Here is a 22,628-nt window from a genome sequence, read left to right on the forward strand (position 1 = left end):
GGGCTAAGCGGCAAGCGCCAACTTCTGCATCGGCGTGATACCACCGAGCGCCATGTTGGGGCGCTCGTGGTTGTACGTCCAGAGCCAGCGAGTGGCATGGTCCTGCACCTGTTCGATCGAGTCGAAGAGGATGCGGGCTAGCCAGGCGTAGCGCACAGTTCGGTTGTAGCGCTCCACGTATGCGTTCTGCTGCGGCTTGCCTGGTTGGATGTGGTCGATCCGGATGCCGTGGCGCTCAGCCCAGGCCAGCAGCTCACCACTGATGTACTCCGGGCCGTTGTCGCAGCGGATCGCTTGTGGCTTCCCTCGCCATTCGATGATCTGCTCCAGCGCCCGGATCACCCGACCTGCGGGGAGCGAAAGGTCAACCTCGATCCCCAGCCCCTCGCGATTGAAGTCATCCAGCACGTTGAACAAGCGGAAGCTGCGACCGTCACTGAGTTGATCGTGCATGAAGTCCATGGACCAGACCTGGTTGATTGCCGCCGGCACGGCCAGGGGCTCGGGACGCTCGCGCACCAGGCGCTTCCTCGGCTTGATCCGCAGGTTCAACTCCAGCTCCCGGTAGATACGGTAGACACGCTTGTGGTTCCAGCCAAAGCCTTTGACGTTGCGCAGGTGCAGGAAACACAGGCCAAACCCCCAGTCACGATAGGCCGTTGTGAGTCGGACCAGCCAATCGGCAATCCGTGCATTCTCTTCGCTCCCCTTGGCCTGGTACCGAAAACACGTCTCGCTGATATCGAACGTCCGGCAGGCATGCCGGATGCTTGTGCGATCGCCTGCTACCGCCTGCCTGGCCATCTCCCGGCGCTGAGATGGCCTCACCATTTTTTTGCGAGCGCCTCCTTCAATAGGTCGGCGCTGAGCTGGGCATCGGCGTACATCTTTTTCAACCGCCGATTCTCATCCTCCAGCTCCTTCATCCGCGCGACCATGGACACCTCCATGCCGCCGAACTTGCTGCGCCACTTGTAGAACGTCGCCGAGCTGATGCCGTGCTCGCGGCACAGTTCCGGCACGGGCGTGCCGGTCTCGGCCTGCTTGAGCACGGCGATGATCTGGCTGTCGGTGAAACGGGACTTCTTCATGGAACCTCCTCGGGTCAGACTACGAGAAAATTCCACTTCTGGCGTCAACTAGTCGGCGGGGGGATTACCGCGGCAGGAAGCGTCGAACCAGCGGTGAAGGATAGGGAAAGAACACCGCCCACAGAACAATCGCGATGGCGAGTGCCACTAGTACCACTATTTGCACAACTGCAACGAGCGTCATCAGTGGCCACTTCCTGAAAATAGCGCTAGTGGGTCATCCATCTCGTCAATCTGAAGTACGGCGAGATATGGTGCCTTCGACGGTGGGACCGAATTCTCGGGCTGAAGCCCGGCACACACAAGAGCAGCGTGATGCGGCGGCAGAAGTACGCCGGCAAGGAGGCTCGAAACTGGGTCGATGGTGATTGCCTCATGGCCCATTAGCACTATCACGACATTCTGTCAGTCGCCACACCAGACCTGTTCCGAACCAATACATTCCAGGTCGTCAATCACGTCAACCCGCACCTAAACCTTGCGGAAATTGCCAAGAGTGCCCCAAGAACGCGATGCTGTCAGGCGTAGTTCCTCCAGCAACGGATGCTTTACGACAATAATTCCAGCGAGCCAACCTCCTCCCGCGCCCAGAACGGCAACGACAAAAGCTGGGATCAAGTGTTCGCTGAGCAAACCCGGCCAAAACAGCACCGCAGTCGGCACGATGATGGTTGTTATGGTAACCGCAGCGCTCGGTATCAACGCGCGCGCACATTTACCCAGCGCAAGCGCATCGAAATCTCGCATCTTGCGATGATAGAGCCTAGCGGCGATAACATAGACAAGCACCTGCGAGGCGGCCACTGCCTCGACACTGAAGAAACCTGCCGCGATCGCGAGCGCCAAAGCCGCGAGTTGATACTGGACTTCGACGACAGCCGACGGCCCCACCCTTCCAACAGCAACGAAAAACGAGTTGGACAGGTAGATCAAGGTTCCGACGATAGCCGCCCCACACAACCAGCGCATCACCGGGACAGCAGCATCCCATTGATCCCCGAACATGATCCGGATCATTGGAAATGCCATCAACGCAGCGAACGCAAAAAATGGCCAACTGATGCCGGTAAGATAGACGAGCGCCCGCAGGAACAACTGCGGTGCCATGGCCCGCTCACGATGCTCAGCTGCGAATGCAGGAAACGTGACAGCTTTGACAGCGGCCACAACCTTCTCCCGGAACATGTTGACAGGTCCGTATCCTCGCGAATAGAACCCTGCGGCCGCCAGCCCCAGCATCTTGCCCACCACAATGTTCGCCGACTGTTGTCCCAAGTCCACTGCAATATCCGTGGCCGTCATCTTGGCTCCGAACGACAGGATGTCCCGCCACCCGGACAAGCCAACCCCGCGCGCCCTGTACTCGTGGCCCCAGATGGCACAACCGAGCACCATCACCAGCATGCCAGCGAGCGATGCCCAGGCCATGCTCATATAACCGAAGCCAGCGAAAGCCAAGCCAACGGTCATGCAGCTGTTCGTGATACTCGAGCTGACATTGATCTTGTACAGCGTGCCGAACGCCATATTCCGCTTCAACAACGCCATCGCCGTGATCCCGAACGGCACCAGGATGAACGAGCCGCTTTGCACGCGCATGACGTGCCCAACACCGGTATCGTGAAAGAAGGTTCCAACTCTCCAGCTGGTGGCAAACAGAGCCACCGCGAGCACCCACGCAATGATGAGGTTGATCGTGAAAGACGTGCGGATGATGCCCTCGGTCAGATGCGTTACCTGCACCAGGTAACTGCTGACGCCAAAGGTCCGCAGCGTATTCGCCAACGTCGTCAGGCCGACGGCGACTGAGTAAACACCGATCTCTTTCGGCGTAAGCAGCCGACTCACAATGACGATTGCTGCCACGGCGAACACAAATGAGGTGTATTTTTCTGCGAACGAGAAAAACAAAGACCTCCTCACACTCAAATTCTTGGCAGACATCTCAACAATCGCCCGTCGATACTTTCATTGATGATCTGAGAGTTCCCCGATGTCGGTCCGAATGGCGCTCGCACCCGAGGGTAGGCACTAATCAAGCCTCTTGTTGGTTGTGAAGCCGCTTCATAACTCATGCATGCGTTCTAATGCAATATCTTCGACCTCAGAGCCAAGGTCGAGACACCGCATAATCGAGCAACATCCATTTCACACAGTATCGAACAACGTCCCCGTTTGACGCAGCCTACATATGGGTGAAGCGATAGATTCATGCCCGGCTTGGCCAAGTACGCACCAAGTCTCGCAACATCAGGTTAATTGGCTCAATCCTTTGCATATTCGTCGAGTTGACCTCGGCCACCGTCTCCATGCCACATGGTCCGAGTGCGATACTGACGCATCTCCAAAGGATACAAAAGCCGCTCCAGCCATCGCTGGCTAACTGCGCAAGGCTTCATAGGCCGCTTGAAAGCTTCGCATCGTAAGAAGAATCCATGCTGCCTTCCATGCCTGTCGATCTATGCTTTGCGCGGCTTGAAATTGAGCTTTCCGTCGTGGCTGAAGTTCGGCTTGGTCGGCAGCACCCGCCAGTACGCCAACGCCGCGGCCGTGCCATCGGCCCCGGTATTCGCCGCGCACACAGTCGCCGCACCCGCCATCGCCGGATAAGCGTCGTCCGCGTGAATCAGTCCCTGATAGTCTGCTACCCCCTTGACGCACTTGCCGTCCCACGTGATCGTGCCATCGGGTTTGGTGAAATGCCTTCGCACGGCCGTAAAAGCTTCCTCGACCGTAGTAGCTGACACAATCGCGTTGGCATCTTCGGCGCTATAGTGGTTTTGTGTTAACGACATGCGGGTCATCTCTACAAAGTCGGTCATGCGAGTGCCGTCAGGTTTGAATACCATCAGGAAATAGACGGTCTGCACCAGCGAGAACGGATACTTGTACCAAGTCGCTATGAACTTCGCTAGGAATTGCGCGAACGGCACCCATTCCTTGTTTTTGTACGACACGGCATCTAATGTCGTCATTAGATAAAACTGCTGCCAGGTCGCCATGCCGCGATACCCGCCGGCATCCGCAGCATTCCGAGGATACGTCGCGCTCACGTCATAAATCCCGAACGGACTCTTCGCATGTGCCATGGCTATCGGCAGGTTACGCGCCGTCTCATCCGCGAAATACTGGCGGTCCGAACTGACATACGACGCCATGAACAGGTTGCGCAAGCACCAGGCGAACCTACGCTGTGCGCCCGACGCCACGCCGCCTGATGCGGTGTATTGCGGGCCGACGCAGATCAGCGGGTAGTTTCCCCAGAATGACGCATGGTCGCGGTCGCGTGCGGTGCCGGTGACCATCGCCGCCAGCAACGCGTAACCGGTCAGGTGATCGCTGTCCGGCACCAACGGTGATGCGGTCGTGCTCCATGACTTCGGCGCGCCCTTGGCCGGGATCAGCGTGTCGCCATCGTAACTGCCCAGGTACGGCACCAGGGCGTTGTTCTTGTAGCTGCTCACTTGCGCCTGCGGCAATGTCGTCGTGTTCGGGTATTTGTGGATGTCCACGATGCGACCGGTTTCCGGGTCGCTGAAGTACACGCCGCCCCAGCCGCCGATGTGATCCTCGGTACGACGCACCACCGCCCACGTCGCGTCGCTCGGATTGCACAAAAACGCCATATTCCACGTGGGCATGTAGCCGATGTCCGGGCGTGAACCGCCCTGACCCATCGTGCGCGTCGTGCAATTGCCGAAGCCGTTGAAGCTGTAATCTACTTTGGAGTCATCCCAGGGTGCTTGCGGGTCGAGCGCGTAGCTGGGCAAAAGTGACCAGTCAATCCTGTCCGCGCTCCAGCCTACTTGCTTTCCGTAGCGGATGGCCGGCGAACGACAGCCGCGCCAGAAGTCGAACGTCCCATCCTTTTTGCTACTAGGCGGAACCGGCACATCCTGACCGTCGTACGTGACCGTCACCGCCTTGCAGTTGATGTAGTCGTAGGCATTGTCGAGGCGCGTTGCCCCCGCTTCCACGCAATCGGCGTAGAACCATGCTTCCAACCCACGGTGTGGGTTGCCGTCTGCGTCAGTGAATCGCACAACCTTGGCAGCAACCTTCGGGTCATCGCCAACGCGCGCCTGCGCATGCCAGGTACGATCCTTGTCGACGACCTTCACGACGACGAGATGCCCGCCATCATCGCTGGACGTCGGCATCAGTGGGTCAGCAGACGCGCGCCGCAGCGGCACTACGGTGGCGAGGCCCAGCAAGCCCATGGCCACCTTCACGAAACGGCGACGGGAAAACGCGAACGGTCCGTACATCGCACAACCTCCGGGAAAGTGTTGGGGGTGGATGACACGATACACTGACGCGACTACAAGCTAGCCAGCTCATGAACGCTCGCCCTTCAGGATTGAAGAAGCTGGCCAGCCAAAGCGGCGTCGATAGCCGTGCTGGCACAGCACTGAACGATGGGGGAATCTCTTGGATGGTTTACGTCAAGACCCGCGCATGCACGCAAGTACGATGTCCTCGATTTCAGAGCCCTGGCCGAAGCGCTGAAGAACCTTGCACCCTGTGCCTCCGTCAATATCAAACAAGGTGCCATGATTGGTACCGTCCTCATGGGTGCGGACTACCAGAAGGGCACCTCGCGGCCTTGTCATATATCGTCTTATATTGCCAAGACTGACCGTAAGCTCTTCATCAGAAAAATAACTCTTGTTCAACACATTCGCCACTCTAATGAAATTGAACCTATCTTCGAATGCTTGATTATACTTTGTAATATTATCTTTCTGGACGATGATATTTGCATGTTCACGAAGCCTTGGCGTAACAAGCTCAACCTTCTGTATCGCTTTTGATCTGGGATTCCGCATCAATTGATTTGCACGAAATCCCAGCACAAGATTGATACACTTACGAAGAATGAAAACCACGCTCCTATAATCATTTCTGGTTACCCAAGGCTTCATGCTTCGATTAAAAACGTCATACCGCAGTGGATAAGCAGTGTCATCCACCAGTGCGAAACAACCCGGGAACACGTGGACAAGCCATGCATCGGGCATCAGGTCAGTCCCAACAATTTTGCTTTTATAGCCCGCAGAATCCAAGTCCTGGTAGAGTTCCACCGTATTGCTACCCGAAGAAATTCCAACATCCAAAACGCTTCCAACAGCGATATCCCCCGACTCGAGAAATTTGCGCAATGCATGATTGATCTCAGAAAAGCGTCTTTGGAACGTTGTCTTGTAAGTTCCGTTCCGAAGCCTCAGTGAAGTAAAGAATTCTTCCTCTGCTTCTGGTGTAATTTGATCGAGTGGTGAACCTAGAAACCTTTTTGCTGGAATCATGTTGGTTACGCGATGTCAGAGGAGGTCTGCTATGGGTTGATATTGCCTCAAACGTATCCAGCTTCGATTACCCGACGAGAGAAAGTTTAACTCTGTTCACACTCAAGTCCGATTCAGTAAAGGAATACCGGCGGGGCCGACACATCGAAGCGATGGCTGAGTCGCGGACCACCGTGGGCACAGATGGTACACGTGGCGGCGGCTGACAACATGCACCACTCAAGTCCAAAGTGAGCGATCGACCATTGTCCTCCGATTGACAAGGTGGCCTTGATGGACTTGTAAAAAAGTAAAAAGGCGCTTCGCGGCGTCAGTGTCACGATCTAAACACACGGAGTTTTCACCAAACACCGGCCTGAACTCGCGAAACTACTGCTGAAATAGGCGCCGCCACACCACTTCCACAGCAAGAGCACGCCCCAAGGCACCGTCATCAGGTAACTGTTGCAAGTCGAGCAATGAATCCAGACGCCACTCACCCGGCAGTAGGCCCCGGTACCTTTGGAACGTGGCAGGTGCAACTCGAACGTTGCGCAGGTTTCGGCGTACGGCATTGATTAGCGGCCGCAGTCCCACTGGACGTGCACAGGCTAATCGTTCGGCCAACTGTGCCCTCCGATCGGGCCCGTCGCTAAAACGAAAACCGTACGCCGAGGGCTGCGAGGCGATTCCCGGATGGAGCGCATTGATCAGACGGCTCTGGAAGGCGCCTGCGTTTTTGTAGCGGAGCGGCAGGTATTGCGCCATATGCATCAACTCCAGGTCCACCAGTGGCGTGACGTAGTAACCGTGGCGCACAGCGACGCTGTTGTTCACCGCCATCCAGTAATGGCAACGAAACAACGGATAAAGAAGTTCGACTTGTGGACGCGTCAGGCGGACGTTTGCATCCGTGGCTACACCCAAGATCTCCTGCATGGAAGCCGCGAGACGCGTTTCGTAGTTGGACAGTCCCTGTGCGCCGCGAAAAACCCTCGAGCTGAATCCACGGTAGAAGGAGCGCACGATATCGATTGCCGCAAAATGGCGATCGGGAAGATGGAAAAAATTGCGGAAAATTTCCCCACCGCCGCCGTTCAGAGCGATGTGTCCCTTCGAATTTTGCTGCAACCTGGTTTGTCGGTCAGTGCCCGTATCATATATGCCATCGTTGGGAAGGCCATCAAAGAACAACGCGCTTTGCTCGAGAGACTCGATGTTCGGCAATGGCGAGTCACGGCTCAAGACACCTTTGTCGATGACGTCAAGCTCCAGTTCTGTCGAGCTCGCCACAATCCTTGCGACGAGTACGTCGGTGGAATTCGTCGTGCCGTACACAAACAACTGCGGACGCTCACCAGCCGCGAGCAGGCCGGCGACTATCGTGCGTGAATCGAAGCCGCCCGAAAGCGCCACATTGATCCGATCGGGAAAGGCCAACGCCACTTCGGCAGACACCTCGCGCAAATGTCCAGCGACGATGTCTACTGCCTCGTCGAGCGAGTCAAAAGCCTGGACTTCAGAGGCGAGTCCGGACGGGAAACGCTGCCACGTGCACCTGCGGCCCAAATCATAGGCCTGACCCAGCGGTAGCAGATTGACGTTCTGCGCCACGGAGTAGCGGGAATGCGCGGCACCCAGCAGCACATATTCAATGGCCGACGCCTCATCGAGTTCGACACGTTCCAGATAGGCGCAGGCGGCAAGCCAGCTTGTACTGAAGAAACAGCCATCGGCGCTCGCATAAACCCGAACGAATCCAAGCGCATCATTCATTAGCCAAATGCGGTCACCCACATTAAGGTAGAGCGCAAAGTTTCCACGCAACGCGCGCTCGTTTATGCATCCGGCCAGGTGAATCTCATCAACCAGTGCCGCCAAAGCCCCTGTGCCAAACTTGCCCCGATACCACAATGGCCCGACGCAGCAGGCACTTCCTAATGGAGTTTCAACACTGCAATTTTCTACGTGTTGCTGAGCGGGATGCGACCAAGCACTGAGCCACCCCCCATTCCAGTCGAAGTGCGCAGCGGGAACGAAGCCCTGACGCACGAATGAGCTCGTGGCGCGAGTTTGTCCTGCCAGATCGCCACCGGAAAGGAAAACGGACAATGCATTCAGCACCAGCTCTCCTCGCGGCTCAATGCCCTATGACGCTTTGGGTGTCACCACGTGGCCATCTTGGCCTACGGGATCGTACGCTCACCAGTAAAAAAGTGAGCTGGACCTCGAGGGTATGCGTGCGCGTTCGCGCGATCGGCACCCCACTAAACGCGGCCAAGCATAGCATCAGTGTAAGTCTGAAGCCGTTGCTGCAGTCGCCTGCCACGATTCGCAATCAGACATGATCAGCACCGTCATGATCGACGAAATGCCGCGAAGCTTAGCCGGTCACGAGATGTATCGAGCATGTCACGCAGGTACATGCAGCGCGGCTTCGAGATGCTCTACAACGGATGTTTGGCTACTTTCAATCAAATACGGATGCATGGGTAAACTGAGGACGCGCCCCGCCACCGCATCGCCAACCGGTAGCTCAACGTTCGATGCAACGGCCGGTTGCCGATTGAGTGGTATCGGATAATGCACGGCAGTGGGAATCTCAACCGCTGCGAGTCGCGTCTGCACTGCGTCGCGATTTTCGACCTGTATGGTGTATTGCGCCCATGCACTCTCGTTGTAGGCGCCCACCTGCGGCAGCGCACTCACACCAGCTGCAGCCAACAAGCGGCTGTAGATAGCCGCCACCTGCTGGCGTGCAGCGATCTCGTCGTCCAGTATCGTCATCTTCACCAGTAATATGGCAGCCTGCAACGTATCCAGTCGGCTGTTCACGCCCACACGCACATGATGATAGCGACGGTCCTGACCGTGCCGTGCAATCTGCCGCATGCTTTTCGCGAGGTCGCCATCCGCGGTGAAAATAGCGCCACCGTCACCATAACAACCAAGTGGTTTGCTCGGAAAGAAACTGGTGCAGGCGATATTGGATAAGTTGCAGCTCTTGCGTCCCTTGTAGCTTGCGCCAAAGCTTTGCGCCGCGTCTTCGATGACCGGAATACCGTGCCGCGAGGCAATAGCATTGATGGTGTCGAAGTCGGCGCATTGCCCGAAGAGAGAGACTGCGATGACGGCTTTGGTCCGGGACGTAATCGCAGATTCCAGCAGTGACGCATCGAGGTTGTAGGTGTGTGGATCAACGTCCACATAGATGGGCTTGGCGCCCAGCAATGCCGTGGTTTCGGCCGTGGCGATATAGGTGAAGCCCGGCATGATGACCTCGTCGCCCGAGCCGATCCCGAGTGCCATCTGGGCAATTTGCAGTGCGTCGGTGCCATTCGCGACGGAGATGCAATGGCTGGCGCCCGTGTAGGCTTCGAGCCTGCGCTCCAGCTCGGTCACCTCAGGCCCCAGAATGAATCGACCGTGTGTCAACACGCCTCGGATGGCATTGTCAATCTCGGCCTTGATGCGGGCCCGCTGGGCCTGCAAATCCACAAACTCAATCATTCAAAGACTCCAATTTGACCAAGACACCGGCCGTCAATGTGTAACGCGCCCCGGTGTGAACACAGACCGCATGCCCGTCCCCTTCGAGTGGTAGTGTCAGGCGCTCGCCAAACTCGCTCATCCAACCGATTTGCCGCGCCGGCATGCCGACCATCAACGCGTAGGACGGCACGTCCCGTGTAACCACGGCGCCCGCTCCCACGAACGCAAAAGCGCCAATCGTGACACCACAAACGATCGTGCAATTGGCCCCCAGCGTCGCACCCTTCCTCACCAGCGTATCCCGATATTCATTCTTGCGTTCAACCAGGGACCGCGGGTTGTATACGTTCGTGAACACCATGCTCGGTCCACAGAACACGCCTTCTTCCAGTGTGACGTTGTCGTACACGGAAACGTTGTTCTGTATCTTGCAACGGTCACCAATGATTACCCGGTTGCCCACGAATACATTCTGGCCCAATGATACGCCCTCACCGATGCACGCACCTCCGCAGACATGGACAAAGTGCCATACCCGAGAACCGTCGCCAATGCGAGCACCTTCATCAATGATGGCAGTGGGGTGAACGAAAATTCCCATGGGATTTCCTCAAGGCCTGATATTCTTGAGGAAAGGATGATAATCCCCCTTCAAGCCTATCGGTTTGGCATTGCGAATAGTGGCCACTGCAGTTATGGCTGTGCGATTCTCCTCCAAACCGTAACCTTGTCCGGCGAGGATCCGTTCGTATGACCGCGTGTGCAGATCCGCGAAACCCCCAGAAAACTCGATCTCCTCGCCATCCACGGTAATGGAGCGATACGTACGCTTGCCCGCCTTACGCTCGGCTGTAGGTACATCTTCAATATCAACCGACAAAAACCAGCGCACCCGGGCATGCTCATACTCTAGGTACCCTGCAGCCTTGGTCTCTTCGTTGTGGTGTACGACGTTGAGTTGAAGATCTCCGAAGATAAAATGTAACATGTCGAAGAAATGCACGCCAATGTTAGTGGCGATACCCCCGGATTTCTTTATATCGCCCTTCCATGAGCGCAAGTACCAATGACCGCGTGCAGTGACGTAACTAAGATCCACCTCATGTCGTGTATTACCTGCACTTCGCTGCATTCTTTCACGCAATGCAATAATGGATGGATGCACGCGCAACTGCAGAATGGTGCTGATCCGGTGTCCGCTATCTCGTTCGATTTCCTTGATGCCATCAATATTCCAAGGATTCAGCACCAACGGCTTTTCGCAAATGACATCGCAGCCAGAACGCAAGCCAAAACGCATATGCGAGTCGTGCAGATAGTTGGGTGAACAAATTGAAACAAAGTCCAGCTTGTTACCATGATTGGAGCGACGCAGCTTGTCAACATGCCGATCGAATCTCTCAAATTCAGTAAAGAAATCCGCTGTCGGAAAATAGCTGTCGATCACGCCCACGGAGTCGCTGGGATCCAGCGCCGCCACCAACTTGTTGCCAGTATCCTTGATCGCTTGCATGTGGCGCGGTGCGATATAACCCGCCACACCGATTAATCCGAAGTTTTTCATTTTTTTATCACGTCAATTCTAACAGTCAGTAGCGCATGCACCTGATTAAAAAGCCCTTTTGATACCAAATCCAACTTTCAGCCGCCTCTGTCGCTTTCCACCATTTTCTAGTCGAACCTGCAAACCGCTCGGATGATCCGAAGGGACTACATGACTCAACTGTATCTCGCCAGAGGATCTGAATTAACGGGCATTCTGATGAAAGTTTCGTTTGCCTTCCAACCTCAAAAACAACAGTCTAAGACGTGTAATATCGAGCGCTGCGACCACACAACTGGTAATTCGGGTGAAATTATCACGAAACGTGATTAACATCGCGCCCAAGCTGGGCTCTACCTGATGGGAGGGTTCTGCGTTCAACCCCGGTACTGCGATGTCAGATAGGCAACAATTTTCTCGGACGCATGACCGTCACCGTAAGGCGCCACTGGCGCACCACGGGTTCCACGAGCCGCCAGGATCGCGTTGGCTACCTGCTCGGCATCATTCGGCGGCGTCAGCTGATTCCATCCGGCGCTTACCAGTTCGACCCATTCCGTCTCTTCGCGCAAAGTGACACACGGTACCCCGTGGAAGAACGCCTCCTTCTGGACGCCTCCCGAGTCCGTCGCAATCACCGCCGCGTGCCGCTCAGCGGAGACCATATCCAGATAGCCCAAGGGCTCAACGACGTGCACCTGATTCTCCGTGAGTGCGCGCAGATCTGCACTTCGCAGCGCTCCTCGTGTCCGCGGATGCAATGGCCACAATACCGGTATCTGCCTGCCGACGCGCTTGACCGCTTCCAGTATTGTTTGCAGGCGATCCGGATCATCCGTGTTTTCCGCGCGGTGAGCCGTGACCAGCACATAACCACCCGGTAGCAACTCCAAGCCAGCTACCCGCTTGTTCCCCGACTCCGCGGCGCGAGCACCATGGTGAAGTGCTGCGTCGTACATCACGTCGCCCACTTCGTGGATGCCCTCCGCGTTGATCCCCTCCTGCCGCAAATGGGTGACCGCAACGGCGGTCGGCGCAAACAACCAGGTCGACACACGGTCGGTCAGGATACGGTTGACCTCCTCAGGCATCCGCATATTGAACGACCGCAAACCAGCCTCCACATGGGCGATGGGAATGTGCAGCTTGACGGCTGCCAGGGCGCCTGCGAGCGTGGAATTCGTATCGCCGTACACCAGTAGCACGTCGGGCTGTTCCTCCAGCAGGATCTGCTCGATACGCTCCAACATGCGTGCGGTCATCCTGCCGTGATGGCCGCCATGAATGCCAAGATGATATTTGGGGTCGGCCATGCCCAGTTCGGCGAAGAACACCGATGACATGTTCGCATCGAAATGCTGGCCGGTGTGGATCACGACCTCCTCAACCATCAATCGCCTGGCAATTTCCGCAGATACCACGGAGGCCTTGATGAACTGGGGACGCGCGCCAAGCACGGTAACGATCTTCATGCCAATCCTTGGTAAAACTGCACCAATTTTGCTGCCTCATTCGGCCAGTTGTAGGTGCTCAGCACTGCCCTGCGTCCAGCCTTCCCCATGCTTTCGGTACTGTCCGGGTCCTCGTGCAGCATGCGGATCGCGGCGGCAATGGCCGCGGGGGATTGCGGGTCAATACAAACTCCCGACCCTGTGCCAACGACTATCTCCCGCCACAATGGAAAATCCGAGGCAATCACAGGCAACTCGGCCGACATGTATTCGAACAGCTTGTTCGGCTGCGCATCGAGATGGCTGCGCACCGGAAGGAAGGTCACCACACCAGCCATACTTTCCGCCATTACTTGCCGAGCTTGCTCACGGTTAACCTTGCCAAGAAACCTCACCTGCCGCCATCCCGGTTGGGCCCGTAGCTCCGCTTCAAAGCCTGGCTCCGAAAATTGACCGCATAAAACGAACGTGACTTGCGGAACCAGTGGCAACGCATCAACAATCGCTCGCAAGCCGCGCAAACGGGTGATGTTACCGACATAACAAATCTGAAATGCACGTCGTACGGATGTTTCTGGCGGCATCAACTCGGAGGGTCGTGGGTAATTGTTTATGTTGACGGTTTTCGATGTGATTTGCCGAAACCGCTGCGCAATAGCCGGGGTAGCCGCAACAACGCTGAAGAGCCAGCGCGCGCCCATGTATTCCAACGCACTGACGACATCGGCTACCGGTTTGCGAATCCACTTGGGTAGCCAGTACTTGTCGAGAATATCTCGCGGATAATCTTCGTGCACGTCATAAATTACCTGCCGTCCGTACAGCCTGAAAAGCATGCCATAAGGAATCAACTCAGGATCGTGGAAATGATAGACTGCAGCCTGGACACGACTGGCGGTTCGGTAACAGTGCCAGGTATGCCTGAACATCCGCGCCAGTCGGCCACCAGACGATTGTGGAAGGGGGTGGACTATGACACCGCTCTCAGCAGCCTTCGCCGCGTCCGCCGCCGATGCCGTGATGACCAGGTGCGTGTCGTAACCGGCGGACGCCAGCGATGCACACTCCTTGAGCGCGATGCGAGTGTCAAGTCCCTCATGGTTGGATGCCAGGTGGCAAATTCTAATCATGATATATGGAGTGAGAATCTAAATATTACCTGGCCGATCAATGGCTTACTTTCGAGCTATCGTCAACTGCGATCTCGTGCCGGGCTTGAATTCGCTCGCTCCACCATATGGTCAAGCAATTGTGCGAGCTCGACAGCTCCCTGGCGGCGCGACCATTTTGCAATGTCACATCGGCGCTCCTGAATGGCCTCCCCGTTGACCAAGGATGTCACAAATTGCGCAAGTCCCCGCTCAATGCTCGATACATCCTCAATTGGCACTACGTTCGCACTGCCGGCTTCACGTAATACGGCCGCCGTATCCCCCCGCTCCCCCAACAACGCGAAAATTGGCCGACCAATCCGAAGATATTCGTATAGCTTGGCGGGTATCTGGTGGTCGTACTGATCACCCTGGAAAAGCAGCAGTGCGTCGGCCTGGGCCTGTTCCGCCAATGCTTCGCGATAGGGCACACTCGGCGCCAAGTCGACTACTTCCCGGAGACCCAGACGGTCCAGCTCCGCGCCAAACTGCCTTTCGGAACCGCTGGCACGCAACGTCACCCTGATCTCGTGTGCGGCCAGAAACCCAGAGTTACGAAGCCTCGCCAATGCCTCAAAAAAAGGTAGTGGGCTGCGACCTGACGGATACAAGACACCAGCGTGCACCAGGTGCAAGGGGCGCCCGCCCAAGGGGGATCGATATGGTGGTAGCTCTGCAAAGTCTCGCTCATCAAACCCGTTCGAAATCACCTTCAGGCGGCCTTCGCCATGAATCTTCGGATAGCGTTCGGCGTACGACCACATGGCACCCGGCGTTGTGAACACGGAATAATTTGCCCGGGACAGAACACGACGCTCCCAGCGAAGCTGCGTGGATCGCGTGAGCCTGTCCCGCCCCGCAACAGAGCTTGCGACAGGGTCTCTGAAGTCCGCGATCCACGGTAGCCCGGTCAGGCGGCTCAAGGTATGCGCCACGCAATGTGCAGTCATGATCGGATAGGTGGACCAAATCGCTTGCACGTCATAGCGGCGGATAAGGCGAAGCCCAACATACACTGCTGCCGGCCACCAGGACGCCCAACGATCAGGCAGGGCCAGGACGTGCGGGTATTTTCCACGAATTCCAAAATGTCGTCGTGCGTCCAGCGAGAATGCACGATGCACAGGAAAGCCCTCTGGAATGAGATTCTCGCTCGCCGGGTCAGTTTGTGAGTATGCATGTCTGCTGGCGGATAATCCTATTGATGACCAGCCGGATAACGGTAAATATCTTGCGAACCCCAACGGGCGTAAGTGTCCGCTGCTAGCCGCCGAAGGTGGCAAATGAAATGCAACCATAAGCACCCTCTTATCCATAAGGCCGCCAATCGAGACTCTCATTGATACGTAGTCGCTTCTTCCTGGCCGCGCACCTTTGACAACGTCGGCACCGCTTCTCTATCCGTCATGGCCGTTGCCTTTTGGTTGGCAGTAATGATTACCAGCAACGAACACATTGCCATCAACTGATAGGATAGGTCGAAATAGCTGGACGTCGTTGCCAATCCAGCGGTCATAAAGGCAATCAAGCTAACCTGCAACATGGAAGAAAGATCATAAGCCCACCTTTGTTCCAGGGAGTGACGTGTCGCTTTCCTTACTCGGGTACAACTCCACCAGCTTGCGAACAACAATCCCAAGAAAAGCAGCAAGCCTAAAAATCCATGCTCCCCCAGTACGCGAAAATATATGCTGTGTATGGCGCGCGATTGGGCGCCCTCAGGCCCATAACGCTCCCACATGGAAGCGCTCTTATAGACATCAAATCCCCCGCCAACCACGGGATGATGAACAGCGACATTCGCAGCAAACTCCCATGATTGAATCCTGGTCTGTAGCGTATTTACCTGGCTCGCATGTTGTAGGGTGTCCATTCGTGCAAGCCACTGGGCAGGCATGAAATGATACCCCGTATAGCCCAATACTGCGAAGACAGCAATCAGGGCAATACGCCTTCGGCTTTTCAGAAATAGCACACCACTCACTACCGCCAATGCCACAAGGCCACCACGTGAATATGTACCAAGAATCGCCACGCCCATAATAAGCATGCTAAGACCTACGCCCACCCGAACCAGTCTGCCAGACGAGTGCATTCGCAAATACTGCATAAGCGGCAGAATCATACAGAGTGCTTGGGCCAAATCATTATTATCTGCAATAAAACTCCCCGCCGGGCCGAATACGGTTTGCGTGCCGCCTCGGAGCACAGTAAATATTCCTCCCTTCAGCCCATAAAATCCGAGCGATACCACGATGAGCCATACAAGTATATGCATGCGCCGTTGATCATTTACCAATATCAACGTAACCCAAACCATAATCAATGTCTTGCCGAATTCATTCCAATGCTGCCATGCAGAATCCGTTTCGGCAGCAAAGAATGTAGTAAACGTGACCCACGCGAAGAAAGCGATCAGCAATATACTGACCGAGGTTTTCGGAGTCCGCCTATTCTCCTTGTTAAGCACGATGCTGACAAACGTAAGGATGGCAATAACCTGCACCCATGGAAAACTGTAAGCGAAGCCATAGCAGAGGCGATGAGGATTCATGTAGCCTAACCATGACCACACAAGCAAGCCCACATATGGCCGCATCAAAATATAGGGAATCAGTCCGAGGACGAACAAGGTAAGGGCGATGTCGCGCATGCCGCTAGTCCGTTGCCAACTGCAGCATGAGCGCGTCCACGAAGAACTTGGTCGCCCAGTTCGGGTAACGGTTCTTCATGTATTCACCGGATCTCGGATGCGAGCCCGAAATTCCTCCGCGGACCCCCTCATCGATTGCGGTCAAGTCCTGAATCGACAAATTGAAGCGACAGGCGCTTTCTGCCGCCATTTTCCAGGAGGGATCGCTGGTTGTCCTCGCCAGGCGCTGCCAGATGACGGCCATTTGCGCATTGCCAGTCATACACGTCGAACGACTCGCCGGATGCCAGGCGGAATCGAGCCTCCCGGGTAATGCGCCATCTCGTCGCTGGGTTTGGGCCACGGCTCGCGCAATCCGCGAGGCGGCGTCCACGAAAGCAGTATTGGCAGTGATCAGACCGACTTCCAGAATGCCGCGGATGGCGTACGCGATGGTGTGCGTGAGCGGTCGATCATTGTCCTCCAGGTCATTATTTGCCAGCCAGCCGTTAGGACTCATTTGGGTGAGTGCCCACTGCACGTTGCGCACCGCTGCATCAATATAACGCGGCTCTCCAAGGGCCTGACCGGCGTTCGCAAGCGCAAAGGCGACACGCGTATTATAGGTGTTCAATGCGTGGGCAGCGAAGGGCGAGGCGAAGCGCCGCCAGGCACCGTCCGGGTCTTGGGCGGCAACCAGCCAGTCGGCCGCACGCACCAGCGAGTCGCGAAAACACGTATCCTGTGTGTGCTGCCACGCAGACAGCCAGCCGAACAACACCTGTCCGGTATTAAAGATGGTCGGCACTGCTTGTGCCGCATCTACGGTCCCTGCGCGTACAGCACCTCCCGGGAGCTGGATCCTCGATTCCCATTCCGCCATACGGATGGCGCGTTCGCGGTATTCGCTTTGGCCAGAAAACACCGCATAGCGAAAAAAGGTTGGAATAATATAGCCGGTAGTTTCCGGATACGCGCCAGCCCACACGCGCTTCGTTGCATCGTAATAGGCGCTGACACCGGCGCAACCAGTCACGTCCTGAGCGCGCGCCAGCCATTCGGCTGCTGCTTGCAGTCCACGACGCACATCCGATGCCGAGGGTACTTGCCGCGTGCGCCAAAGGTTGGCGATCGCGTTCATGATTTGTTCCTTGCCAGTCGCGCTCCAGGAATCAGCTTCAAGGTCGTGGAGCGCAGTTGGCTGCGGACGCGCTGCAGGCCGTGAACAAGAAACGGGACGGGATCACCCCACCGATACAAGGCATCGGCGACGCGACCACGGTGCGGATAGCCCTGCGCCAGCCGCTGGTTCTGTGCGGCGGCTGACTTCACATCTTCCGATCTCACGCGCCACGCCACCGGTCGATTCTTCGTGGTCGCAACCTGGGGTGGGAGACCCAGCTCGGAGCGATAGGCCACGTAGGGCAGGTTGACTCCGTTCAAGGTGGACACTTCTTCCTGGTAATCAGTGCGACCGATGGTCGGCTCCACCATTCGGAATTTACAGCTGCGCGCATCACGCTTGTATTCCATACTGGCCATACCAACGACACCCGCATCCTGGAAAAAACGCGTGGTAAGTCGTGACAGCTCGTCATGCGCCTCGGGAGCGGCGGTGCAGCTGGCGGTACCACCAACCTGTGGCGGCCATGACCGGATCTTGCGGCCCGTGAATGCAGCCAACGGCCGCGCCTGCCCGTTGATGTATTGCAGGCAAAAATAAATCTCGGAATCCGACCCTTCGATCCACTCCTGGACTACTACATCCGGTATCACGTCGAGAACGCGACGCAACAGCCCAGTGGCCTCCTCGATGTTTTCCATCCGATACGCCTTTTTGAACTGATGACCATATTCGGCATGGCGTGCGTCTGGCTTGACCACAACGGGGAAATGCAAGCTCTCCAAAGCTTGCAGGTCGAGTAAAGACTTGATATGGACCAACGGCGGAATAGGGGCACCATACTTCTCGGCGAGGCGCTGGAAGCCCACCTTGTGTTGCAGCGTGTTCACTGCTTCTTTTGCCGGAAGCGTGAATCGGTAATGACGCGCCAAGTGCTCGCGATGGCGCGACACGGTTTTCACCGTCTCTTCCTGGGTCAGAAACAAAACAGGATGAACGCTGCGGAACGCCGTCGTCGCCAGTTGCTCGAGATGCTCGATCAGAGCCTGCCCATGCAAAGCGCGTACGACCAGCGACTTGGCGGCGCGAGTAAACATCTCCGGTCGCGTCCCGTCAGTATCCAGCAGCCAAACTGGCACGCGCTTGGCTGCCAAGCTGCGTGCCACGCCCAAGCCATTGGCGCCTGCACCCAGAACCACAGCAGGCACCCTCAGCTCGGTGGCACGGACTCGCTTCATGCCGTGCGCACCCTGGTGAGCTGCTTGAGCAGCCTTTTAGTTAGGTAGCCATATCGGATGATCGGTCGCCTGACCGGAAAACTGGGTTCGCGCCACTTGCGCTTGAAAGCCCCATCCGCAATGTGTGCCAAGGAACCGCGGCAATCGTCTTGTCCTAAGCCCGTCAACTTGGACGTCTTCCGTGCCAACGTGCACTGCTGGGCGAACGTGGCAAACATCCAGAACATATAACCGCTGTTCGACCGAACCAAATGATCGAGCGCGCGCAAGATATGCAACACTCGGTCAGCCGCGGCGACTGCAGGCAGCAATGGTCGTTGCGCAGCGCTCAGCGTCGCATTCATGTTCGCACCCCGGAGCAAGTGTCAGTCGCCACTACCTGCGCATAAAGTGCGTATTGTGCCTCGACCACTGGCTGCCAACCCAGCCCCTCCGAAACCCCACGCGTGGCAGCGCGCATCGGCAACCGACTCCGCAAGCTCAGCCACGCCGAGACGATGGCTTCGGGACTCCGTTGCGCGGCAACTTCGCCCGCTTCCGGCGCATTCACCAATTCTCTCGCGCTTTCAAATGGCGCGACGATCACCGGCGTACCGCACGCCAGGGATTCCAGTACCACATTGGGCATCCCCTCGCTGATCGATGCAAGCAGCATGACGTCAGCCGCGTTGTAATACTTGGTCAATTCCACATGCGGAACGGCGCCGAGAAAACGAACGCGCGTGTCTATACCCAGGCGTACGGCCAACTGACGCAAATGCGCGTCCTCGGGACCTTCGCCCGCGACCAACAAAGTTACATCAGCCGTCTGGGCAAGCGCCGCAAGAGTGATGTGCACACCTTTTGTTTCGACCAGGTTACCCACGGTCAACCAAACGGTGCCCGTCAAGCCAAATTGGTTACGGATCGCCTCACGGTCGCGAGGATGGAACCGATCGAGATCGACTCCGTTGCGTAAAACCGTGACCTTGCCGGGATTGATGCCCAAGTCTGCCAACCGGTCCTTCAATGCGCTCGACACGGTCACGATAGCGGCGGAACGTTTCGCTGCACATTTGATCTGCCATCTGGGCAGGCAATAACGCGGGATTAAATTGACGTCGGTCCCGCGCGCGGTGATCACAACGGGCCTGCTTAGCGCCCTGCCGAGTCTCGCAGCCGCCACGCCGTCCGGATAGAAATAGTGTGCATCGATGAGATCGAAGTCAGTCCCCGTGGCTTTCAGCTTCTGGAGCGCCGGCAAAAGAGTGTGGTACATGAGACTTGGCGCAACAGTCATGCTCAATTTCGGAACGACAGGATAGCGCGGGTGCAAAATCTGGATGCCATGGCGCTCCTCACGCCGGGGCACCCGGGCGAACGTCGCGTAGGTGCCAAAACGCTGATGCCTGAATGGGAACCACGGCACTGGTGCTACAACGGTCGCCGCGATCAGGCCGGAATCGACCAGGCGGCGCAGTCGCGCCTCGACAAACATCCCATGGCGTGGCTGTTCGGCATTCGGATACAGACTGGTGAAAACCAGCAGGCGAATCTTGCGCTTACCATTCGATGCGAAGCGGTCTTCGGCCTGCGCGCCGTGTCGTGCGGCATCGGGCGGCCTGGCAACCGCTGGTGTGGCTCCGTCGGCATCACGATAGACGGGCGCCGTTTTCATCGCGTCGTCGCCGGCAGCACTTCGGCGGGCAGCACCGCGCTGGTCAATCTGCCGGGAGATGCGGCGACGGGCTGCTGAGTGTGTCGCAAGAACGCATCCAGCATCAGGAGACTCCACAGCGTCGCGCTGTGATCGTAGCGGCCACCCGCATGTTCGCGCAGCAGCCGCTCCAGCATGGAGGGCTCAAAATATCCGCACCCGGCAACAGCCCCGTGAAGCAAGGCCTCGCGCACCTGCTGGGCAAGTGGGCCGCGTAGCCACGCCGCCAAGGGCACGCTGAACCCCATCTTGGCTCGGTAAAGCACGTCGTGGGGCAAATCGCGCTCAAGCGCCTTCTTGAAGATGTACTTGCCGGTGCTTCCCTTGAGCTTCAGCGCAGGCGGCAAGGAGGAAGCCCATTCGACCAGACGATGATCGAGCAGCGGCACGCGCACTTCGAGGCTGTGCGCCATGCTGGCGCGGTCCACCTTGGTCAGGATATCGCCGGGCAGCCAGGTCTTGAGGTCCAGGTATTGAGCGAGCAGCAGCGGCTGGTCGGTGGGTGCGTTCTTGGCATGCGAGCGAAACACCTCGAGCGCGGTGTAACCTTGCAGTTCGCGCTTGAAGCTCTCGCTGTACAGTCGCTGGCGCATCGCCATGGATGTGGTGCTGACGGTATGGAAATAGGCTTCCACATCGTCGCGGGTGAGTGCCTGCAACGTGGTTTTGGCACGCAGCGGGCGCGGCGCCCAGTCGGCCTTGGGATAGATGCTGCCCAACAAGCCGAACATCGGCTTGCGCAACCCCAGCGGCAGGCGCGCACGCAGACCGCTTTCCCACGCATGCAGGCGATAACGTCGGTAGCCGGCGAAGTTCTCGTCACCACCATCGCCGGACAGCGCCACCGTCACCTGGGTGCGTGCCAACTCGCACACGCGGTAGGTCGGCAGTGCTGAGCTGTCGGAGAACGGTTCGTCATATACCGCCGCCAGCGTGTCGAGCAGCGTGTAATCATCGGCACTGACACGCTGTTCGAAATGCTGCGCATGCAGATGCTTGGCCACCTGCCGCGCATAGACGGTTTCATCGAAGCCCGCATGGTCGAAGCCGATTGAACAGGTGCGCACCGGCTGCAACGATGCCCGACTCATGCTGGCCACCACGGCGCTCGAATCCACACCCCCAGAAAGGAACGCCCCAAGCGGCACGTCCGCGACCATCTGGCTTGCCACCGCCTCATCCAGCAACTTGTGGAGCTGCACCATGGCCTCATCCGAAGTGACGTCGGCGTCGCGATTGAACGGCACATCCCAGTATTGGCGAGCGACGGGTTCGGCTTCGCCGGCGCGCCACGTCAGCCAGTGACCAGGCGGCAGTTTGCGAATCCCGCGATAGATGCTTTTCGGATCCGGCACGTAGCCGAGCGCCAGATAGTCTTCCAGCGCTTGTGGATCGAGCTGGCGTTCTACATCCGGATGCGCCAGCAGCCCCTTGAGCTCGGAAGCGAATACCAAGTCGCCGGCGCCGGTGAATCCGTAATAGAGAGGCTTGATGCCTAACTGGTCGCGCGCCAGAAAGATGCGCTGCGCACGCATGTCCCAAACCGCAAACGCGAACATGCCGACCAGGCGTGGCACGCAGGCTTCATTCCACTGCTGCCAGGCACGCAACAGGACTTCGGTGTCGCTGTGACTGCCAAACACGGTGCCCAGGGCTTCCAGCTCGGCCCGGAGCGATTTGAAGTTGTACAGCTCGCCGTTGTAGATGAGCATCAGGCCGGCCGCTTCGTCCACCATCGGTTGCTGCCCGTTGGTCAGGTCGATGATTGACAGGCGGCGGTGCCCCAGCCCGACGCCTTTGCCCATGTAGAGCCCGGCCTCATCCGGTCCACGGTGATACTGCGCATCACGCATCGCCAGCAGGAGGTTTTCATTCACCCTGTCACTATTGTTCGCCAAGACGATGCCTGCTAGGCCGCACATGGTT

The 22,628-nt window shown here is 57.3% G+C and carries 17 protein-coding genes; all 17 read right to left on the reverse strand.

The annotated features are described in order from the left end of the window. Positions 1-3: 3 nt before the first annotated feature. The 17 genes from AC3WJB_RS12990 to AC3WJB_RS13070 all read right to left on the reverse strand — a co-directional run bounded on the left by AC3WJB_RS12990 (position 4) and on the right by AC3WJB_RS13070 (position 22,624). A protein-coding gene (locus AC3WJB_RS12990; protein ID WP_492679314.1) for an IS3 family transposase occupies positions 4-1,091 on the reverse strand; the annotation gives its coding sequence in 2 pieces (ribosomal slippage) (positions 4-839 and positions 839-1,091; 1,089 coding nt in all). Between the two features lie 471 nt (positions 1,092-1,562). Beyond that, positions 1,563-3,035, reverse strand: coding sequence for a lipopolysaccharide biosynthesis protein (locus AC3WJB_RS12995; RefSeq protein ID WP_492682182.1), 1,473 nt, complete (start codon positions 3,033-3,035; stop codon positions 1,563-1,565). Positions 3,036-3,550: 515 nt separating this feature from the next. Next, positions 3,551-5,359, reverse strand: coding sequence for a hypothetical protein (locus AC3WJB_RS13000; RefSeq protein WP_492682184.1), 1,809 nt, complete (start codon positions 5,357-5,359; stop codon positions 3,551-3,553). A gap of 177 nt (positions 5,360-5,536) precedes the next feature. Continuing rightward, positions 5,537-6,397, reverse strand: coding sequence for an ATP/GTP-binding protein (locus AC3WJB_RS13005; protein WP_492682186.1), 861 nt, complete (start codon positions 6,395-6,397; stop codon positions 5,537-5,539). Positions 6,398-6,766: 369 nt separating this feature from the next. Then, positions 6,767-8,500: an asparagine synthase gene (locus AC3WJB_RS13010; protein WP_492682188.1), complete on the reverse strand. Its 1,734-nt coding sequence runs from the start codon at positions 8,498-8,500 to the stop codon at positions 6,767-6,769. A gap of 288 nt (positions 8,501-8,788) precedes the next feature. Continuing rightward, positions 8,789-9,886 (reverse strand): DegT/DnrJ/EryC1/StrS family aminotransferase, encoded by a 1,098-nt coding sequence (locus AC3WJB_RS13015; protein ID WP_492682190.1) that lies wholly within the window; start codon positions 9,884-9,886, stop codon positions 8,789-8,791. Continuing rightward, entirely contained in the window at positions 9,879-10,469 is a 591-nt protein-coding gene (locus AC3WJB_RS13020; protein WP_492682192.1) for an acyltransferase, read from the reverse strand. Before AC3WJB_RS13020 ends, AC3WJB_RS13015 begins: the two co-directional genes overlap by 8 nt. A gap of 9 nt (positions 10,470-10,478) precedes the next feature. Continuing rightward, complete coding sequence (locus AC3WJB_RS13025; protein ID WP_492682194.1) at positions 10,479-11,432, reverse strand: Gfo/Idh/MocA family oxidoreductase; 954 nt, start codon at positions 11,430-11,432, stop codon at positions 10,479-10,481. A 356-nt stretch (positions 11,433-11,788) separates the two neighbouring features. Beyond that, complete coding sequence (gene wecB / locus AC3WJB_RS13030) at positions 11,789-12,883, reverse strand: non-hydrolyzing UDP-N-acetylglucosamine 2-epimerase (RefSeq protein ID WP_492682196.1); 1,095 nt, start codon at positions 12,881-12,883, stop codon at positions 11,789-11,791. Beyond that, positions 12,880-13,992, reverse strand: coding sequence for a glycosyltransferase family 4 protein (locus AC3WJB_RS13035; RefSeq protein ID WP_492682198.1), 1,113 nt, complete (start codon positions 13,990-13,992; stop codon positions 12,880-12,882). Before AC3WJB_RS13035 ends, wecB begins: the two co-directional genes overlap by 4 nt. 62 nt (positions 13,993-14,054) lie before the next feature. After that, on the reverse strand, positions 14,055-14,798 hold the full coding sequence (locus AC3WJB_RS13040; RefSeq protein ID WP_492682200.1) for a glycosyltransferase family protein: 744 nt from the start codon (positions 14,796-14,798) through the stop codon (positions 14,055-14,057). Positions 14,799-15,349: 551 nt separating this feature from the next. Then, positions 15,350-16,666 carry a putative O-glycosylation ligase, exosortase A system-associated gene (locus AC3WJB_RS13045; protein WP_492682202.1) on the reverse strand — a complete coding sequence of 439 codons (1,317 nt, stop codon included), beginning with the start codon at positions 16,664-16,666 and terminating at the stop codon, positions 15,350-15,352. Positions 16,667-16,670: 4 nt separating this feature from the next. After that, the gene (locus AC3WJB_RS13050) at positions 16,671-17,786 is read right to left on the reverse strand and encodes a beta-L-arabinofuranosidase domain-containing protein (protein ID WP_492682204.1); all 1,116 of its coding nucleotides are present in this window, start codon (positions 17,784-17,786) and stop codon (positions 16,671-16,673) included. Further along, positions 17,783-19,006, reverse strand: coding sequence for a carboxylate--amine ligase (locus AC3WJB_RS13055; protein WP_492682206.1), 1,224 nt, complete (start codon positions 19,004-19,006; stop codon positions 17,783-17,785). The genes AC3WJB_RS13050 and AC3WJB_RS13055 overlap by 4 nt, the downstream gene beginning before the upstream one ends. After that, positions 19,003-19,350 (reverse strand): hypothetical protein, encoded by a 348-nt coding sequence (locus tag AC3WJB_RS13060; RefSeq protein WP_492682208.1) that lies wholly within the window; start codon positions 19,348-19,350, stop codon positions 19,003-19,005. The genes AC3WJB_RS13055 and AC3WJB_RS13060 overlap by 4 nt, the downstream gene beginning before the upstream one ends. Then, positions 19,347-20,663 (reverse strand): glycosyltransferase, encoded by a 1,317-nt coding sequence (locus AC3WJB_RS13065; RefSeq protein WP_492682210.1) that lies wholly within the window; start codon positions 20,661-20,663, stop codon positions 19,347-19,349. Before AC3WJB_RS13065 ends, AC3WJB_RS13060 begins: the two co-directional genes overlap by 4 nt. After that, complete coding sequence (locus AC3WJB_RS13070; RefSeq protein WP_492682212.1) at positions 20,660-22,624, reverse strand: XrtA/PEP-CTERM system amidotransferase; 1,965 nt, start codon at positions 22,622-22,624, stop codon at positions 20,660-20,662. Before AC3WJB_RS13070 ends, AC3WJB_RS13065 begins: the two co-directional genes overlap by 4 nt. Positions 22,625-22,628 lie beyond the last annotated feature (4 nt).

Source organism: Rhodanobacter sp. FW510-R10 (assembly GCF_058781105.1).

Excerpts from the sequence above, each read along its gene's own strand:
- AC3WJB_RS13060 (WP_492682208.1), bottom strand. The coding sequence starts at position 19,350 with ATGAATGCGACGCTGAGCGCTGCGCAACGACCATTGCTGCCTGCAGTC.
- AC3WJB_RS13065 (WP_492682210.1), bottom strand. The coding sequence starts at position 20,663 with ATGAAAACGGCGCCCGTCTATCGTGATGCCGACGGAGCCACACCAGCG.
- AC3WJB_RS12995 (WP_492682182.1), bottom strand. The coding sequence starts at position 3,035 with ATGTCTGCCAAGAATTTGAGTGTGAGGAGGTCTTTGTTTTTCTCGTTC.
- AC3WJB_RS13015 (WP_492682190.1), bottom strand. The coding sequence starts at position 9,886 with ATGATTGAGTTTGTGGATTTGCAGGCCCAGCGGGCCCGCATCAAGGCC.
- AC3WJB_RS13055 (WP_492682206.1), bottom strand. The coding sequence starts at position 19,006 with ATGAAGCGAGTCCGTGCCACCGAGCTGAGGGTGCCTGCTGTGGTTCTG.
- AC3WJB_RS13000 (WP_492682184.1), bottom strand. The coding sequence starts at position 5,359 with ATGTACGGACCGTTCGCGTTTTCCCGTCGCCGTTTCGTGAAGGTGGCC.
- wecB (WP_492682196.1), bottom strand. The coding sequence starts at position 12,883 with ATGAAGATCGTTACCGTGCTTGGCGCGCGTCCCCAGTTCATCAAGGCC.
- AC3WJB_RS13050 (WP_492682204.1), bottom strand. The coding sequence starts at position 17,786 with ATGAACGCGATCGCCAACCTTTGGCGCACGCGGCAAGTACCCTCGGCA.
- AC3WJB_RS13025 (WP_492682194.1), bottom strand. The coding sequence starts at position 11,432 with ATGAAAAACTTCGGATTAATCGGTGTGGCGGGTTATATCGCACCGCGC.
- AC3WJB_RS13005 (WP_492682186.1), bottom strand. The coding sequence starts at position 6,397 with ATGATTCCAGCAAAAAGGTTTCTAGGTTCACCACTCGATCAAATTACA.
- AC3WJB_RS13070 (WP_492682212.1), bottom strand. The coding sequence starts at position 22,624 with ATGTGCGGCCTAGCAGGCATCGTCTTGGCGAACAATAGTGACAGGGTG.
- AC3WJB_RS13045 (WP_492682202.1), bottom strand. The coding sequence starts at position 16,666 with ATGCGCGACATCGCCCTTACCTTGTTCGTCCTCGGACTGATTCCCTAT.
- AC3WJB_RS13035 (WP_492682198.1), bottom strand. The coding sequence starts at position 13,992 with ATGATTAGAATTTGCCACCTGGCATCCAACCATGAGGGACTTGACACT.
- AC3WJB_RS13020 (WP_492682192.1), bottom strand. The coding sequence starts at position 10,469 with ATGGGAATTTTCGTTCACCCCACTGCCATCATTGATGAAGGTGCTCGC.